We start from the raw sequence: 14,714 nt of genomic DNA, 5'->3' as shown, positions 1-14,714 counted from the left end.
AAATTATGGTCTGACAATTTTTAATGTTTTAGTTTTTCCTGAACTATAATAAAGTAACAAATTATAAATGCCCGACGGATACTGTTGAAAATCGATAATTATATTGTCTTCGGAGGTCAGATTTGGGAAATAATTCATTTGCTTACCATTTAAGTCATATAGATACATTTTTTGTAAATCTTCGTTGGTATTTTCTATCCATTTAACGTATAACTCAGAGCGTACCGGATTAGGGTAATATGAAATTTGAAAATTTTCCTGATCCTGTACGAGGTTGTTGGAAATTTCACTGGAATCTTCTCCACTAAGATGTTTTCCTTGTCCATCTGCTAAGTAAATCATGTACCTTTTGATTTGGTTTCCAGCAGTATCGTAATCAAACTTAATTGCATTATAGTCAAGTACTGGATCAACCGGTCCAGCCTGTGAAACGCCTCCGAGGCCTAGAGGTTGAATTTGTGCTGGAATATTTTGTATTGCAAAAAAAGCAATGCCAAGAAAGAATTTTTTTATCATCTTTTAGCGTATTAAATCTATATGTAAGAAGTCAATTTGTTGACTGTGTGCAAGTATTAGAATTTATAGATATGCGCCCAGTAAAGGGAAGGCATCAAATATAAATTTTTGATCAAAAAGCTGAAGTGGTATTTGCTTTTTGTTGATGGGTCAAAACTATAAAAAAAAATAAATGACAAACAATAGGTTTTAAGAATTATTTAAGACAAATGTATTTTTTAAGTATTGTAACTTTTTTAATGATTTTTTTTAAACTAATGCCTGATTTAACATAATAAACTGTTTGAGACTTGAAAAATTTCTTAATAAATTGTTGCATTTTTGGAGTTGTAAGTAATATTTCAACCGAAGACTTCAATATTCAATCTTTTTTTATCATTTATCTTACAATATTTCAAGTCATACATAGCTTTCGAGCAACCAGACTTTAAATTTTTTGCCCTAAAAAATTTTTGAAAGACTTTTCAATGTGTGAATGATAATCCACCAATCAGCCACCCTGCCGTTACGGCTTGAGAGAGTCCCGACGGCATTGACAAATAATAAAACGAAAATTAAAATGGTAAAAACTATAAGAATTTAAAACGATTAAGGGAGATGAAGATACGACTTCACTTATAGCGCTGTAGTTTTGTCAATGTTTGCAAAAAACTATTTTTACGAAAAGAAATAAACTAAACATTAATAATTGTACTTTCTCCGGGCATTATTCGGGTTTCATTCAAAAAAAGACTGTCGTTACGGGCAAAACCCGAAGCAAAGTCGGATTATCCCGAAGGAGCTTGTATCGTCAGATAGATAAGCTACTGATAAGTAATTCGTGGTAGTTTGAAGTAAGTCTTAGACTATATTATTTTTGTATTTTAGTTAAATCATATTTGAAAAATTGTATTTTTGTTAAACAACTCTAAGCCGATACTTCTACTGAGTCATTTTGCATCGCTGCAAAATTTTAAGGCAGCAGTTTTACAAATTATTAACTTTGAACTTATGGATACACCGACCCGAAGCCACCTTGGCCAAAAAATCCGCCGCATTAGAGAACTCCGCGATATGAAGCAGGAAACACTGGCAGATGCGCTGGGAACAACCCAAAAAGCAATATCGCTTATGGAAAGTAAAGAAACAATAGACGATGAGAAATTAGACGAAGTTGCAAAGGCATTAGGTGTCAGTGCCGAGGCGATTAAGAATTTTTCTGAAGAAGGAGTGATTAATTATTTTAATAATTTTACTGACAATAGTGCGGGAACCTTCAATAACCATTGTAATTTCAATCCGTTAGACAAAGTTATCGAATTGTACGAGCGCCTGGTCCAGGCTGAAAAAGACAAAGTCGAATATTTAGAAAAATTATTCAAGGATAAATAAAATCACAAAGCCGCTTTTTACAGCGGCTTTTTTTATGCGCTGTCCTGCACAGGAGCAACCACAATCCAATTAAAAGTACAGCAACGAAGCATTCTACTGATCCTGCTGTACCATGATGCTGCAACGAATGCACCAAATGCTGTAAAACGTTTACGTCTGCTTTTGCCGAAGTTTGTATCCGTAAAAAAAAGCTAAGAAATGAAAATTACCATCATACCCAACCAGATTAAAGCAGTGGCCCACTGCATTCCCGAAATCTATATGTTTTTGCAGGAAATGAAAGCAAGCTTCCTTTACGAAAACCCGCTGCTTGAAAAAATCATTGTCAACACCGAATTTTGCGGATACAATGCGGAACCCGAATTCGTGTTGCAGGCAAACGTCTTGATCGTAAACCTAGGCGTGGGTGCTGATGTGAACGGTGCTGACATTTGCGACAGGATAGGAAGCCGTATGCTGAAAGCTGCATAAAAACAGCTTCAATTCCGACAGCATTTGTTTTGGTGTTGTTTTACTGTTGTTCGCAAAAAGGCCGTTTTTCCAAAACAAACCAAAGCGAGACCAAAACAACACCAAAACAAATGCATTTTACAGAAACGTTGTTTTCTACTCAAATTTACTTCACCGATTCCAGCTGTAATACGACTTTCTGATAACGTGTACTCAGTGAGAAAAGCTGTTCCGACAAGATCATCAAACCAACAGGAAACAGGAAGAATCCGAGCGAATCTGCGAGATAAAGCATGTAAGTCGTTACGAAAAACAACCGCAAATATTCGAGGTAGTAAATCCATTTGCGCTGTTCGAGCAAGGCACCGCAATTGATCAGCGTAATGAGTATAAAAGCGGTCGCGAAAACTTTGGCTGCCGTATCCAATTGCCCAAAATAATAAGTCAAAAATGTCAGTCCGATAACGCAAACGCCCAACTGTACATACAGGTAATTCCTGAATTTCAGTCGGCAGCGCTTTTGCGTACGGTCCTGTAAAAATCGCCGCTCAAGCATCGGACGAATGTCTTGGTCCATATTAGCCGGGCTTCCAAAAACCGCACTCCATTTCGCTTTAAACCCTCTTGATCTTTTCCACAATTCATAGATTTCAAAATAATAATGAAAGTGCTGCCATAAAAAGCTAAAGCTCTTCAGCGGATGGGTGAGCCCATATTTTGGCTGTTCTTCTTCTTCCTGGAATGTCCCGAACATCCGGTCCCAAAACGTAAACATGTCGCCGTAATTCTTATCCAAATACTTTTCGTCCGATGCATGATGCACGCCGTGTACCGATGGCGTCACAAACACATATTCGAGCCATTTGATCCTTCCGACAATCTGCGTATGCGTAAAAAAGGAATACGCGCCGTGAACGACGAGCATCACAATCACCATCGTTGGATGAAATCCGATAAAAGGCAAAATGCACCAAAAACCCGTCCGTATAATGGCCTGAAAAGTCGTGATCCGCGCCGCAGCGGTAAAATTGAATTCTTCACTGTGGTGGTGAACAATGTGTGCAGCCCAGAAAAAGTTGACTTCATGCCCCAATCTATGGTACCAATACCATACAAAATCGGTGGCTAATATCAGCGCCAGCCAAACCCAAATACTGCTTTGAATTGTAAACAACCGGTAATGGTCGTAGATAAAATAATACAGGCCGTAAAAAGTCGCCGATACAAAAAGGTTCAGCAGCCTTTCGGCAATTCCGATGCTGATATTCGACACGGAACTTTCATAATTAAAAAGTTTCGGCCGGTTTCGTTTTTTCGCAAGCTTGAATTCCAGATAAACGAAAAGAAAAAATGCCGGCATCGCAAAAGCGAGAAAATTGATATGCTCCATAATCAAATTTTTAATGATGATAGCCTTGCGATCGGGGCAAAAACAAAAAAGCCCTCCACGTATGAAAGGCCTTTAATTTTACAAACTGGGTTTATATTTTGGGCGATTCATAGCACAACCGATTGAAGCAACACATCGTGTCACAGCAAACCGTCATCCTATTTGCGCTTTTGTTTTTCATTGTATATACAAATTTATAAAGATGGTTTTATAAAACTGCAGGGAATGGGTTTTTTAACATCAATTAAATTCGAACGATTTCGAAATTTGTCTGAAATTTTCTCAAAATTTATGACCAGTACCTGATTTTCATCGTAAATGCAAACCTGATTTTTCATAACTTCGTTCGTCTCACGATTGTTTTATAATCCTGATCAAAATTTAAAAAAATACAATGGAAAAATACTTACGCCAGCTCATCTCAATAGAATTCGAAGACAAAAAAGAAATCTTTACCGGTTTCCTCATCGACTGGACCGACGACTGGATTTTAATCAAAAACAATCCTTTCGACTTTATCATAGATGGGTATACGATCCTGAAAAACAAAAACATCAAGTCGATCATCCAGGACAAAGACCACGAATTCACCGAAAGGGTCATCAAATTAAAAGGCTTAAGAACAAGCGCCGAAGAAATCATCCCGATACAGGATTTGCCGGCTATTATTAATTTTTTGGCACGCCAATACGGAATCTTCCAGGTAGCCAAAAAGTCGGACAAAGCCGTTTACCTGGGCAAGCTGATTGAAATTACAGATGAAGAACTCGTGATGGATTTTCTCGATACCGAAGGCCGGTTTGAAGGTGAAATGCCGTTCAAGCTCAATAAAATCCGCGTGATAGAATTTGACACCGATTACATCAATTCGTTAAAGCTCATCGTGGAAGACGACTCTAAAAAATAAACCGCCTCCGCCTGACGCAAAATTTCACAAATTCCACCACATGCAGCATTTACAAAAAGGCGAGTTTTTCGGGCAGACCAACAAGACGGTCCATTTAAACAATCTCGTCCTGACGGATACCGAATACACAAAACCAACGGTCGACTGGCACTACCACGAAAATGCTTATTTTACATTCATCCTGCAGGGAAATGTCATCGAAGGCAATAAAAAGGAAATCTACAATTGCAGTCCCGGAAGCCTTTTATTCCACAACTGGCAGGAATCGCATTACAACATCAAGCCTGACGGATTTACACGCGGCTTCCATATCGAAATGGAGCAGCAGTGGTTTGCCGATGCAGATCTGGACATACACCTTTTACAGGGCAGCACCAACATCGCGCATCCCGACATTAAATTGTTGATGTACCAAATTTTCAGGGAAACGAAAATCGAAGATGGCGTCACAGCTCTTTCAATCCAAACTTTGCTGACAGATGCTTTTTCACAGTTGAACCAAATCCAGAAAAATTCAGGCAAAGCCAAACCAAATTGGGTTTCAACACTCGACGAGATCCTGCACGAAGAATTTGCAAACAATCTTACCTTGGCATATTTGTCGGCTTCAGCCCATATTCATCCGGTGCATCTTTCAAGGGATTTTTCGAAATACTTCCATTGCAATCTTGGGGAATACATCCGAAAAATACGTGTCGAAAAAGCGACCGCCTTGCTATCCGGGCAAAAAATGCCGTTGGCCGAAATCGCTTACCGCTGCGGATTTTTCGACCAAAGCCACCTGACGCGCTGCTTTAAAGCATGGAATGGGCAAAATCCTTCGGCATTCAGAAAAATGTTGCTGCATTCCTGAAAATGTTAATCCTGTCCTATTTTTGGATGCGTGGAAAGTGTAGTTTTGTGGCCAATCATCAATCAATCACATCATGAAACGAATTTTACTACTGCTTTTAATCTGCATGGCCTCTGAATCTTATTCCCAAACTAACGACCTGCTTCCCGCCGATGCGATTGCCAATCCGCTACACAAGGCGAATATCGGCAAGGTTACTTTTATGGATGGGAATATTCCGCTTGACCAATACCAAGCATCCGATTTTCTGAAATCGTACCTGCTCGCCTACCGCTCTGATTTGAACATCCGGGTTTTCATGGCAAATTCGGTCGTCAATTACCTTCACCAGCTCGCGCCTGGACTTTCTGCCGAGCAACTTCTGGAAAAAGGCAACCTCCAATTTGCTTTTTACATCGACAACCAATTCATCTACAAAGAAAACATCAATCCGGGCTGTACTTTCGGATCCGGCGGAAGCAAGAAAAGCTCCACAACATTCCGCGTTCCATTGACAAGTACGAAGGGTGAAGACTGGTGGGCGATGTATCTCTGGGACCGGTTTAAAGGTTATGGCGGTGAAAATGCATTGACCGAAGGCACGCACCTGCTCAAAATCGAATTGCGGCCTTATTTGAAACTGGAAGAAAACACCGAACCGTTGGTTGGGAATTTAATTGCCGAAGGGCAAGTACAATTGGTAATCAAAACGCCGAAAGTGACCGCGAAAGAAATCGCCATCCAGAAAATCATGCCCGAAAGCGGTTGGGAACTTTCAAATCTGCCTTTCAACAAAAAGAAAATCCAGGCGCTGAATGCCGAAATTGCACAACACAACCTCAAAGAAATCACGAGCATCGTCGTCATCCGCGAAGGCAAACTGATGCTTGAGGAATATTTCAACGGCGCCAACAGAAATACGCTTCACGACACGCGATCAGCCGGAAAATCTTTTGCTTCAACCTTAATGGGGCTTGCGGTCAAAGACGGTTATATCAAAGATGAAAACCAGACATTAAATTCGTTTTACGACCTGAAGGCTTTCGCCAATTACGATCCGAAAAAAGACGAAATCAAAATCAAAGACCTCCTGACGATGAGCTCGGCATTTGAAGGTTCAGATGCAAACAGCGAATCGCCCGGAAATGAGGAAAACATGTATCCTTCGGAAAACTGGGTCAAATTTACTTTGGATCTGCCAATAGAAAAATCTAAAACCAATGGCGGCCAGTGGGATTATTTTACTGCCGGAGTCGTGCTTTTGGGCGACATGCTGAACCAGAAAGTTCCGGACGGAATGGAAAAATATGCCGATGAAAAACTTTTCAAACCAATGGGCATCGACAATTACCAATGGCAATATACGCCGCAAAAAGTAGCCAACACCGCCGGAAGCCTGCAAATGACTTCGCTTGAATATGCCAAATATGCACAATTGTATAAAAACAACGGCGAATGGAAAGGGGCGCAGATTCTTCCTGCTGAATGGGTGCAAAAAACACTTACGAAACAAATCCAGATTCCCGGACGCGACCAGCAATTCTACGGTTACCTGTTCTGGAACAAGACCGTAAATATTGATGGAAAAGCATACGAAACGTTCTACTGCGCCGGAAATGGCGGAAATGAGTTCATTATTTTTAAAGACTTGCCTTTGACCATCATCATAACTTCAAAAGCATACAACAAACCTTACGCACATGCACAGGCAGACCGGATCGTGAAGGATTTTATTTTGCCGTCGGTTTTAAAACCGTAAAAGCAATGTCATTTTGGCTACGACCTTTGGTAATTTGGCAACAACCAAATTTTTGTTTTTGCAGACTTTTGTCTGATCATTTGAACCTGATCTTAAACAATTTTACCAAACGATTCCTCATGGACATTGAAGTTTTTTTACACGACTGGATTGCTTTAGCCAACAGCTACAACACCGAAAAATATTTAGACAAATACCTTGAAGATGCCGTACTGAACGATCCGTCAGTGGGTAGAAAGTTTGTTGGCCATCCCGGCATCCGCGACTATTTCAACAGTTATTTTATCGGATACAAAACCCAAACGAAATTTGTAAGTTTAAGCATTCAGGATCATCATGCGCATCTTGAAGTAGAATTTACCGGGGAATTTCCCGAAGGCAAAATCGGAGGCACATTCGATTTTACTTTCAAAAATGAAAAAATAGCAACCGTAAAAGCAGACTTAATTTAAAATTATGAATACAAATTTTGAAGACCTCATCAGCCGCTCTACAGCAATCAGAAAAAAATACCACGAACTCGAAATCCAGCACCACGGCAGCGAATGGACGACATCCGAAGATGCGCTCGCCTTTCTGACCGATGCCGCATTGGTGGGTCGAAACATCATGTCACAGCAACAGCGCTGGCCAAAATCAAATTCCGATGCAGCACTCGAACACAAAATCGGCGAAAGCATTTGGTGGCTGATTGTCCTGGCAAACAGATCTGGAATTGACGTTAACGAAGCCATGGAAAACTTTTTATCAAAAACAGAAAAACTTTTGGAGAAGTAACATTTATTTCTTCAATTCCTGAATTAAAAAATCAGAGTTGTTTTTAGCTAAAATGCTTTTTGCTGTACATACAATCCGCCAATTTTGCAATTTCCATTGTCAACAAAAGCGATTTCGTAGCTTAAACTAACCTTGGTTGAAGACATAGAATTGTAATAAACCCGAACCACATTTATCCCGTCAGATTCTTCAAATTCAAAGCCGCCATCTTTAATTTCCGAAATGCCTTCAAAATTTTCAGGAAACGGTTCGATCTTGGTTTTGATGTAATTGTCATAATCCGCTTTTTTCAGATAACTGCTGTCGGCCATCTTGAAAAACCCTTCATAATCGCCGCTGGCAATGTCTTCGGCACCTGCTTTTGCAACTTTTAAAAATGGCGTGATTCTTTGCAGATCGGTTAATTTAAATTTATAATGATCCATTTTAAATATTGAGTTCACGTAAACCTGGATCATTTCAGTGCTGTTTTTTTGTTCGCTGGAAAGCCTTTCAAAAATGATTTGTGCCGATTTTGAAGCGATAAGTACCGGTGGATATGCTTTTTTGGTTTCTGTGTTCAGGTTGTCGACCTGGACAACATAATTGCCATTAACGTTTTCTTCTGGCAACGATTTGACTGCTACATGAAATTGCGCCTTGATCTCGTCCAAAGGATCTGATTCATGGCTTTTCCCGCCTTGGCAACCGACGGATAAAATGTAGAAACACAAAAGACTTACTATTTTCATTGTATTTAATTTTGGTAGATATGTTAGATTAATTTGCATTACGGACAGAAAAAGATTAAACCAGATTTCAATTCAAAAATACAGTAAAATAAAATGATATTTTTAACCGATGTATGAATGTCAGTTGTGGAGAAATATTCGGGGCAATTCACAGCATATTCGTATTCCATACTTCTTTCCAGATTGTTTACGATGGTGTTACACTAAACTATTATAAAAAAAGCTGCCCAAATAAGCAGCTTTAAAAAATGTCGTATTTCTATATTTTGACGATTTTGTTGTAAAATACACCGTTTTTATCATCTTGGATTTTGACAAAATAAACACCGGCATTCAGTTGCGAAACATCTACCGTCTCCTGATTTTTTGCTTCAAGCACTTTTACTCCAGACACTGAATAAATGGTTACATTTTCAATTTTCGCATTCTTCAGATTGATATTCAGCCTGTCTGAAACCGGATTCGGATACACGGTGCTTTGCGATTTTGCATCGGTTGAAATGGTTGAAAGCGGTTCGGTCGAAAGCTTCCATAATTCGGCCCCAGCCGTTCCAAATTCGGCTTTGAAATACAAATTGCCGTTGTAAACTTTAAAGAACGGAATAAAATAGAGCGGACTCACTGCGTTGTCAGGCTGGATTTTAGTCGTTCCTGCTTCCGTTCCGTCAGTAACCCAAAGTTCGCTGCCATTTGTCCCGTCAATTGCGACAAAATACAGTAAACCATTGTATTCGATGAATTCATTTGGTGCAGAATAATCGGTTGGATGAATGTCTTTTACCATAAAAGTACCTTCTGTCGTGCCATCGCTTGCCCAAAGTTCGGTATTGTGCACGCCATCGGTTGCCTGGAAATAAATTTTGCCATTGTATTTTGTAAGCGCGCCCGGAAATGATGCGCCGTCACCCGGAAAAATATCTTTTACGATGTGCGTGCCATCTGCAGTGCCATCGGTAATCCAAAGTTCGAAACTGGATGCTTCATCGCGCGCGCGGAACAATAATTTTCCGTTGAGTTCTGTAAATTCGTTGATGCTCGATCCGTCACCTTCGGCCGTATTGATGTCTTTTACGAAAACGGTTCCGGCGTCCGTTCCGTCAGAAACCCACAATTCATCACCGCGACTGTCATCGGCACGGAAATACAATTTGCCGTTCAGCGTAGCAAAACTTCTTGGGTAAGAGTCGCCTTCGGCCCAAACGTCTTTGATCATTTGTGTTCCGGATGTTGTGCCGTCGGTGGCCCAAAGTTCTGTACCATTGATACCGTTGTCAGCCTGGAAAAACACTTTTCCGTTCAATTCGGTAAAACCATACGGATAGGAACTTCCCAGCAGATTGATGTCTTTTACCATTATAGTTCCCGCTGCAGTTCCATCTGTAATCCACAATTCTTCACCATTGGCACCATCATTTGCAGTAAAAAGTATCTTGTCATTGAATTTTTTAAAATTGGATGGGACGGAACTGTTGCTTCCCGCGGCAATATTTTTAAGCATTACCGTTCCCGATGCGGTGCCGTCTGTAACCCACAATTCGATTCCGTTTGAATCGTCATTGGCCGAAAAAAGGAGTTTTCCATTGACTTCCGTCAATTCGGTGATCGAAGAACTTCCGCTGAGGCTGATGTCTTTTACTAGCTGCGTTCCTGCTGAAGTGCCGTCGGAAACCCAGAGTTCTTCCTGATGGATACCGTCATCTGCATTAAAATAAAGTTTGCCGTTGAATTCGGCCTGGGTGCGGATGCTGGATCCTTCCGGTCCCGGATAAATGTCCTTCACGAGCGTGATTACCGGATTTTGCGCCTGTGCCTGATAAGCGGCTGCAATAAACATAAGAGAAGTAATGATTCTTTTCATTGTATAAAAGATTTAGTTGTGTGCGCTTTTCAGAAATAAATCTTAGAAGACATTTATAAATATAGTCTTTTTACACAACGAATTATGTTAATTTTCTTACAGAAACTAACTTTTTAATGTTTTGGTAACATTGAAATGTACGAATACGATATCGGAAATTAGAAAAACTATAGATTGGCATTCCGCATAAAAATGTCTTTGATAAAAAACCGAAGCCTGTAAGAAGCTGAAAATAAAATTTCTCTTATATTTGCAGCCGGCTTTAAGCCAATTTCCGGTCCCGTAGTTCAACGGATAGAATAGAAGTTTCCTAAACTTTAGATCCAAGTTCGATTCTTGGCGGGATCACTTTAAGATAAAATTTAAATGTCATGCCAAACATTTAGAGCAAGTTCTCCCGAAGTTTCGGGATTGGCGACACAAAAGCTGCTCTTTTCGGGTGGCTTTTTTATTCTACAGCCATTTCTTACGCTTGAACCACACAAAAATCACCACAGAAATAACAACCATAGACAACATCGCCAGCGGGTAACCATAACGGTAATTCAGTTCCGGCATAAATTTAAAATTCATTCCGTAAACGCCCACGATAAATGTCAGCGGCATAAAAAACACCGAGAAAATCGTCAGGATCTTCATCACATCATTAGTCTTTCTTGCCGAAAGCGACAGGTAAATATTGAGTAGATTGTTTGCGTCTTCCTGAACTTGGTCGTACAGCAAAACCAGTTTCGTATGCAGATCATGTACATCGCGAAGTGCCGGGCGATCGTCACTTTCAACTTTGACAGAACTCACGACTTCATTGCTTAGTAACAGGATCTTTTTATAAATTCCGGCCTTATTTTTAAGGAAGTAAATCGATTCGATCAGATTGGCGGGAAAATTTTTCTTCAGGAAAAGCTTCGATTCAAAGAAGTCAATCTTGTCTGAAAGCTGCATAGCAGGCTGTTCATACGTATGCAACGCTTCGCGGATGATCCGGACCGCAATGCCTGTAGTTGAACTGATTTTTCCAGAATCGACGAATTGTTCACGGATTGTTGCAATCAGCGGCTGCTCTGCACGATGGATCGTAATGATGAAATCGTCGTTAAAAAACAGGGCAATCTTACTGCTCAAAGTCCGGATGGACTGGTCTTGTTTTTCCTCTTCTTTTGCCAACCGCACAATAATAAAATGGGTATTGTTGTGTTCTTCGTACTTCGGCAAATGATCCGGATCCAGACTGTCAATCAGCGTATACGGATTCAGGTCGTATTTCTTGCTGATGGCTTCAAGTTCTTCAGCAGACGGATCGACGAAATCGGTCCATTCAATTTTACTGTCTTTCAAATGGCAAAATTCTGCGGCCATGGCTCAATGTATTTGGTTGGCATAAAATTACATTCACAACCGATTGAACATGTTACAGTATTTAACGGAAAATTTTATCAGATTTGAGTATGCCCGATTCCGATTCGCCTGTCCTTAACCGCACAAGTTTATCGTCTACTTTCAGCATGACAAGTTCTTTTTGCTGTTGATTCGATTTGATGTAACCATAATAATTAACCTGCGGAAAAGGAAGTACGTTTTTGGGAACTTCCGCTTTTTTTATCGTTTTTATCGCTACTGCATGTCTTATGGGTGCTTTGCCGCTATTTACAGTGGAATTTAAAAACGGATCCCTGCGCAACGGCATCAAGGCAAAAGTATCTTTTTGGCGGATTTTCAGTGTTGCCTCTATGCTTCTGTTTCCTGTAGCGGCTATGTCTTCACCTTGAAAAATGGCCCAGGTTTTCACAAACATTTTTCAACCGTCAAATGGCTATGATATTTTATTTGTCTTGTAAATATTGAAGCCGCCGTCTAAAATTCCTGCCGATTTTTCTACAAACGCTTTCAGATGCGGTTGCGAATTGTGCAAAGCCAAACCTTCGGTACTTGCCCATTCTTCATGGAAAATAAACACGTTTTCATCATCCGAAGACTGGTGCAATTCATATTGCAGGCACGCATTTTCCTTGATCGAATGCGAAACCAGTTCGAACAACAGGCTTTTCAGCAACTCCGATTTTCCGGGTTTGCTTTTGACAACTGCGGTCAAATAAACAATCATAACAGTTGGGTTTTGTTGATGAATAATCCGTCCAGATGTGCCACATATCTTTTAAGGTCGGCTGCGATGTCGGCATTTTTCTCCACATCGTGAAAATGCAGGCTTTCGAGCGGCTTCATTCCGGTAAAGGCATTCATTCGGTGAAAGCCGAAAAGTGGCCCATTGTCGACGCTCGTTTCATTGAAAAATTCACCCGGAAGCGTAAATGCTGTTTTCGGCGCATTCCACGAACTTGTCACCAAATATTTCCGACCGTGCAGCATGCCGCCGGTTCCGTAATTGATCTCCGGATTTGCTGAGGAACGCCCGTCGCTTTTGTAAATGCCGTTTTGGTGGCCTTCGGTGAAAACCTCATCAATATATTTTTTCATGCCGTGCGGCAGTTGAAACCACCAGATTGGCGTATGGTAAATCACGACATCTGCCCAGACATATTTTTTTACTTCTTCAGCAACATCATATGCCTCATTAATGTCGGTTGATTTTACTTCAAATCCATCCTCATTTTTAAAAAATCCGATCGTCGTGTCAAAAACCGTCTTGTTGAATTTTCCTCCTGAATGCCCAAAAACCTGGCCGCCATTTATTACAAATATTTTCATCTTTTATTTCTTTTAATTATCGAATACGAAATTACCGTTAGAATTTGTATAATTAAAATTATATAAATCATACATTTGCATCACAATTATAATAATAAGATTATGGTCAATCTCGAATGGTTTCGAACCTTTAAAGCAATTTACGAAACCGGAACCCTAACCGGGGCCGCCGAAGCGCTATACATTTCACAACCCGGCGTGAGCCTGCATTTGAGTTCGCTCGAAGCACATGTCGGGCATAAATTATTTGATAGAAGTTCGAGAAAAATGGTTTCCACCGAACGCGGAAAAGTACTCTACAATTACATCCAGGAAGCCGTTTGCCGCCTCGAAGAAGCCGAACAGCATTTCACCAAAAGCACCGAAAAAGAAAAACCCACGATCAGCATTGGGATGTGTTTTGAAACCTTTCAGTTTACACTCGAATCATATTTACCAACGCTTCCATTCAACGTGATTATCAAATTTGGCGAATATCCCGAAATGCTTAAAGACCTCGATAACGGGATTTTAGACCTGATTATCACGCCGCAAAAAGGTGATTACAAATCGTTGGTTTTCAAACCGTTTTTCAAGGAAAAAATCGTCCTGATTGGCGGCGCAGCAACGCCTACTGATGAACTCAACGCACACATCAAATCCAAAAACAAAGATGGTTTGCAACATTGGCTCAAAAACCAAAGCTGGTACGGAACTGCCGGAGATATGGAACATTTAACAAAATTCTGGCACCTTAATTTCGGCCGCCGCCCCGATTTTAAACCCAATTACATCGTCCCAAACATGGGTTCAATCATCCGTTGCTTATCCGCAGGATCCGGCATTGCTGTAATCCCCGATTTTTTATCTGCCAAGGAAATCGAACTCGGCAACATCAAACTGTTGTGGCAAGGGTTTTCAATAATGGAAAACACTTTATATTTCGGCTCGCGCAGCAAAACGATCTACGCCAAAGAAATCGAGCAGATCGAAGCCATTTTCAAAAAAGAAATGGTGAATTGCATTTGTTGATATTGGGCGTTGCCTTGCAGGCCAGGCTGTCCGCTGCAATCTTTTTATAATTTCGCTGCGCTACACTATAAAAAGGATTTCCGCTTCCATCCTTAACGCGGGTGGTTGTCAAAAATCAGCTTTTTAACTTTCTCATGAAGTCGCCAAACGCAGGAAAAAAATCTTCAAACAGCGGATGCTTTCTGTTTTTAAGCATCACTTCGCTAAACAATTTCAACCCAATCGCAAATTCTACTGATTGGTTTTCTGTTTCAAAAAGATTTTTCTCACGCATGATCGCGATAATTTTAAAAATCTCATCGTGATTTTCAAATTCCAAAACCAGCGGATCCTGCAATAAAACATCTTCTTTCATTGACGAAAGCTGCTCCAAAGTGAGTTTGTATGTATTGGCTTTTTTAGGCATGAC

17 protein-coding genes and 1 tRNA gene are annotated in these 14,714 nt (G+C 40.4%); 9 read left to right on the top strand and 9 right to left on the bottom strand.

Going from position 1 to position 14,714, the window contains the following annotated elements:
• Nucleotides 1–3: 3 nt before the first annotated feature.
• Nucleotides 4–516, bottom strand: coding sequence for a T9SS type A sorting domain-containing protein (locus tag BLS32_RS04360; protein ID WP_091392206.1), 513 nt, complete (start codon nucleotides 514–516; stop codon nucleotides 4–6).
• Nucleotides 517–1,506: 990 nt separating this feature from the next.
• Here BLS32_RS04360 and BLS32_RS04355 point away from each other — a divergent pair.
• Together BLS32_RS04355 and BLS32_RS04350 are read left to right on the top strand one after the other, a co-directional pair.
• A complete protein-coding gene (locus BLS32_RS04355) occupies nucleotides 1,507–1,887 on the top strand; it encodes a helix-turn-helix domain-containing protein (RefSeq protein ID WP_091392204.1) in 381 nt (126 codons plus the stop codon).
• Nucleotides 1,888–2,085: 198 nt separating this feature from the next.
• On the top strand, nucleotides 2,086–2,358 hold the full coding sequence (locus BLS32_RS04350) for a hypothetical protein (RefSeq protein WP_091392201.1): 273 nt from the start codon (nucleotides 2,086–2,088) through the stop codon (nucleotides 2,356–2,358).
• A 145-nt stretch (nucleotides 2,359–2,503) separates the two neighbouring features.
• Here BLS32_RS04350 and BLS32_RS04345 read toward each other — a convergent pair whose 3' ends face one another.
• Nucleotides 2,504–3,727, bottom strand: a complete 1,224-nt coding sequence (locus BLS32_RS04345) for a sterol desaturase family protein (RefSeq protein ID WP_091392199.1) — start codon at nucleotides 3,725–3,727, stop codon at nucleotides 2,504–2,506.
• A 394-nt stretch (nucleotides 3,728–4,121) separates the two neighbouring features.
• Here BLS32_RS04345 and BLS32_RS04340 point away from each other — a divergent pair, with 394 nt between their 5' ends.
• From BLS32_RS04340 to BLS32_RS04320, 5 genes are all read left to right on the top strand, one after another.
• Nucleotides 4,122–4,634 carry a hypothetical protein gene (locus tag BLS32_RS04340; protein ID WP_091392196.1) on the top strand — a complete coding sequence of 171 codons (513 nt, stop codon included), beginning with the start codon at nucleotides 4,122–4,124 and terminating at the stop codon, nucleotides 4,632–4,634.
• 40 nt (nucleotides 4,635–4,674) lie between these two features.
• Nucleotides 4,675–5,487, top strand: a complete 813-nt coding sequence (locus BLS32_RS04335; RefSeq protein WP_091392194.1) for a helix-turn-helix domain-containing protein — start codon at nucleotides 4,675–4,677, stop codon at nucleotides 5,485–5,487.
• Between the two features lie 73 nt (nucleotides 5,488–5,560).
• Entirely contained in the window at nucleotides 5,561–7,225 is a 1,665-nt protein-coding gene (locus BLS32_RS04330; RefSeq protein WP_091392191.1) for a serine hydrolase domain-containing protein, read from the top strand.
• Nucleotides 7,226–7,344: 119 nt separating this feature from the next.
• Nucleotides 7,345–7,677: a nuclear transport factor 2 family protein gene (locus BLS32_RS04325; protein ID WP_091392440.1), complete on the top strand. Its 333-nt coding sequence runs from the start codon at nucleotides 7,345–7,347 to the stop codon at nucleotides 7,675–7,677.
• A 4-nt stretch (nucleotides 7,678–7,681) separates the two neighbouring features.
• A complete protein-coding gene (locus BLS32_RS04320) occupies nucleotides 7,682–8,002 on the top strand; it encodes a nucleoside triphosphate pyrophosphohydrolase family protein (RefSeq protein ID WP_217639547.1) in 321 nt (106 codons plus the stop codon).
• 47 nt (nucleotides 8,003–8,049) lie between these two features.
• Here BLS32_RS04320 and BLS32_RS04315 read toward each other — a convergent pair whose 3' ends face one another.
• Together BLS32_RS04315 and BLS32_RS04310 are read right to left on the bottom strand one after the other, a co-directional pair.
• Nucleotides 8,050–8,733 (bottom strand): hypothetical protein, encoded by a 684-nt coding sequence (locus BLS32_RS04315; RefSeq protein ID WP_139171687.1) that lies wholly within the window; start codon nucleotides 8,731–8,733, stop codon nucleotides 8,050–8,052.
• Nucleotides 8,734–8,992: 259 nt separating this feature from the next.
• Nucleotides 8,993–10,591 carry an ELWxxDGT repeat protein gene (locus BLS32_RS04310; protein WP_091392183.1) on the bottom strand — a complete coding sequence of 533 codons (1,599 nt, stop codon included), beginning with the start codon at nucleotides 10,589–10,591 and terminating at the stop codon, nucleotides 8,993–8,995.
• Between the two features lie 276 nt (nucleotides 10,592–10,867).
• Here BLS32_RS04310 and BLS32_RS04305 point away from each other — a divergent pair.
• Nucleotides 10,868–10,939 (top strand) — tRNA-Arg (locus BLS32_RS04305).
• A 105-nt stretch (nucleotides 10,940–11,044) separates the two neighbouring features.
• On the opposite strand, the gene BLS32_RS04300 is transcribed toward BLS32_RS04305, so the two are convergent.
• The 4 genes from BLS32_RS04300 to BLS32_RS04285 form a co-directional block, all read right to left on the bottom strand.
• Nucleotides 11,045–11,947, bottom strand: coding sequence for a magnesium transporter CorA family protein (locus BLS32_RS04300; protein ID WP_091392181.1), 903 nt, complete (start codon nucleotides 11,945–11,947; stop codon nucleotides 11,045–11,047).
• A gap of 61 nt (nucleotides 11,948–12,008) precedes the next feature.
• Entirely contained in the window at nucleotides 12,009–12,383 is a 375-nt protein-coding gene (locus BLS32_RS04295) for a hypothetical protein (RefSeq protein WP_091392179.1), read from the bottom strand.
• Nucleotides 12,384–12,401: 18 nt separating this feature from the next.
• Nucleotides 12,402–12,692 carry a putative quinol monooxygenase gene (locus BLS32_RS04290; RefSeq protein WP_091392176.1) on the bottom strand — a complete coding sequence of 97 codons (291 nt, stop codon included), beginning with the start codon at nucleotides 12,690–12,692 and terminating at the stop codon, nucleotides 12,402–12,404.
• Complete coding sequence (locus BLS32_RS04285) at nucleotides 12,689–13,294, bottom strand: NAD(P)H-dependent oxidoreductase (RefSeq protein ID WP_091392174.1); 606 nt, start codon at nucleotides 13,292–13,294, stop codon at nucleotides 12,689–12,691. The genes BLS32_RS04290 and BLS32_RS04285 overlap by 4 nt, the downstream gene beginning before the upstream one ends.
• A gap of 102 nt (nucleotides 13,295–13,396) precedes the next feature.
• Between BLS32_RS04285 and BLS32_RS04280 the strand changes: the two genes are divergently transcribed.
• Nucleotides 13,397–14,305 carry a LysR family transcriptional regulator gene (locus tag BLS32_RS04280; protein ID WP_091392172.1) on the top strand — a complete coding sequence of 303 codons (909 nt, stop codon included), beginning with the start codon at nucleotides 13,397–13,399 and terminating at the stop codon, nucleotides 14,303–14,305.
• 115 nt (nucleotides 14,306–14,420) lie between these two features.
• Here BLS32_RS04280 and BLS32_RS04275 read toward each other — a convergent pair whose 3' ends face one another.
• On the bottom strand, nucleotides 14,421–14,711 hold the full coding sequence (locus BLS32_RS04275; RefSeq protein ID WP_091392171.1) for a DUF3861 domain-containing protein: 291 nt from the start codon (nucleotides 14,709–14,711) through the stop codon (nucleotides 14,421–14,423).
• Nucleotides 14,712–14,714: the final 3 nt, after the last annotated feature.

The organism is Flavobacterium noncentrifugens (assembly GCF_900100375.1).
GTDB classification, from domain to species: domain Bacteria; phylum Bacteroidota; class Bacteroidia; order Flavobacteriales; family Flavobacteriaceae; genus Flavobacterium; species Flavobacterium noncentrifugens.
This window is presented reverse-complemented; position numbering and strand designations above follow the sequence as displayed.

Coding starts and splice junctions, on each gene's coding strand:
- BLS32_RS04360 (WP_091392206.1), bottom strand. CDS start 516: ATGATAAAAAAATTCTTTCTTGGCATTGCTTTTTTTGCAATACAAAAT.
- BLS32_RS04355 (WP_091392204.1), top strand. CDS start 1,507: ATGGATACACCGACCCGAAGCCACCTTGGCCAAAAAATCCGCCGCATT.
- BLS32_RS04350 (WP_091392201.1), top strand. CDS start 2,086: ATGAAAATTACCATCATACCCAACCAGATTAAAGCAGTGGCCCACTGC.
- BLS32_RS04345 (WP_091392199.1), bottom strand. CDS start 3,727: ATGGAGCATATCAATTTTCTCGCTTTTGCGATGCCGGCATTTTTTCTT.
- BLS32_RS04340 (WP_091392196.1), top strand. CDS start 4,122: ATGGAAAAATACTTACGCCAGCTCATCTCAATAGAATTCGAAGACAAA.
- BLS32_RS04335 (WP_091392194.1), top strand. CDS start 4,675: ATGCAGCATTTACAAAAAGGCGAGTTTTTCGGGCAGACCAACAAGACG.
- BLS32_RS04330 (WP_091392191.1), top strand. CDS start 5,561: ATGAAACGAATTTTACTACTGCTTTTAATCTGCATGGCCTCTGAATCT.
- BLS32_RS04325 (WP_091392440.1), top strand. CDS start 7,345: ATGGACATTGAAGTTTTTTTACACGACTGGATTGCTTTAGCCAACAGC.
- BLS32_RS04320 (WP_217639547.1), top strand. CDS start 7,682: ATGAATACAAATTTTGAAGACCTCATCAGCCGCTCTACAGCAATCAGA.
- BLS32_RS04315 (WP_139171687.1), bottom strand. CDS start 8,733: ATGAAAATAGTAAGTCTTTTGTGTTTCTACATTTTATCCGTCGGTTGC.
- BLS32_RS04310 (WP_091392183.1), bottom strand. CDS start 10,591: ATGAAAAGAATCATTACTTCTCTTATGTTTATTGCAGCCGCTTATCAG.
- BLS32_RS04300 (WP_091392181.1), bottom strand. CDS start 11,947: ATGGCCGCAGAATTTTGCCATTTGAAAGACAGTAAAATTGAATGGACC.
- BLS32_RS04295 (WP_091392179.1), bottom strand. CDS start 12,383: ATGTTTGTGAAAACCTGGGCCATTTTTCAAGGTGAAGACATAGCCGCT.
- BLS32_RS04290 (WP_091392176.1), bottom strand. CDS start 12,692: ATGATTGTTTATTTGACCGCAGTTGTCAAAAGCAAACCCGGAAAATCG.
- BLS32_RS04285 (WP_091392174.1), bottom strand. CDS start 13,294: ATGAAAATATTTGTAATAAATGGCGGCCAGGTTTTTGGGCATTCAGGA.
- BLS32_RS04280 (WP_091392172.1), top strand. CDS start 13,397: ATGGTCAATCTCGAATGGTTTCGAACCTTTAAAGCAATTTACGAAACC.
- BLS32_RS04275 (WP_091392171.1), bottom strand. CDS start 14,711: ATGCCTAAAAAAGCCAATACATACAAACTCACTTTGGAGCAGCTTTCG.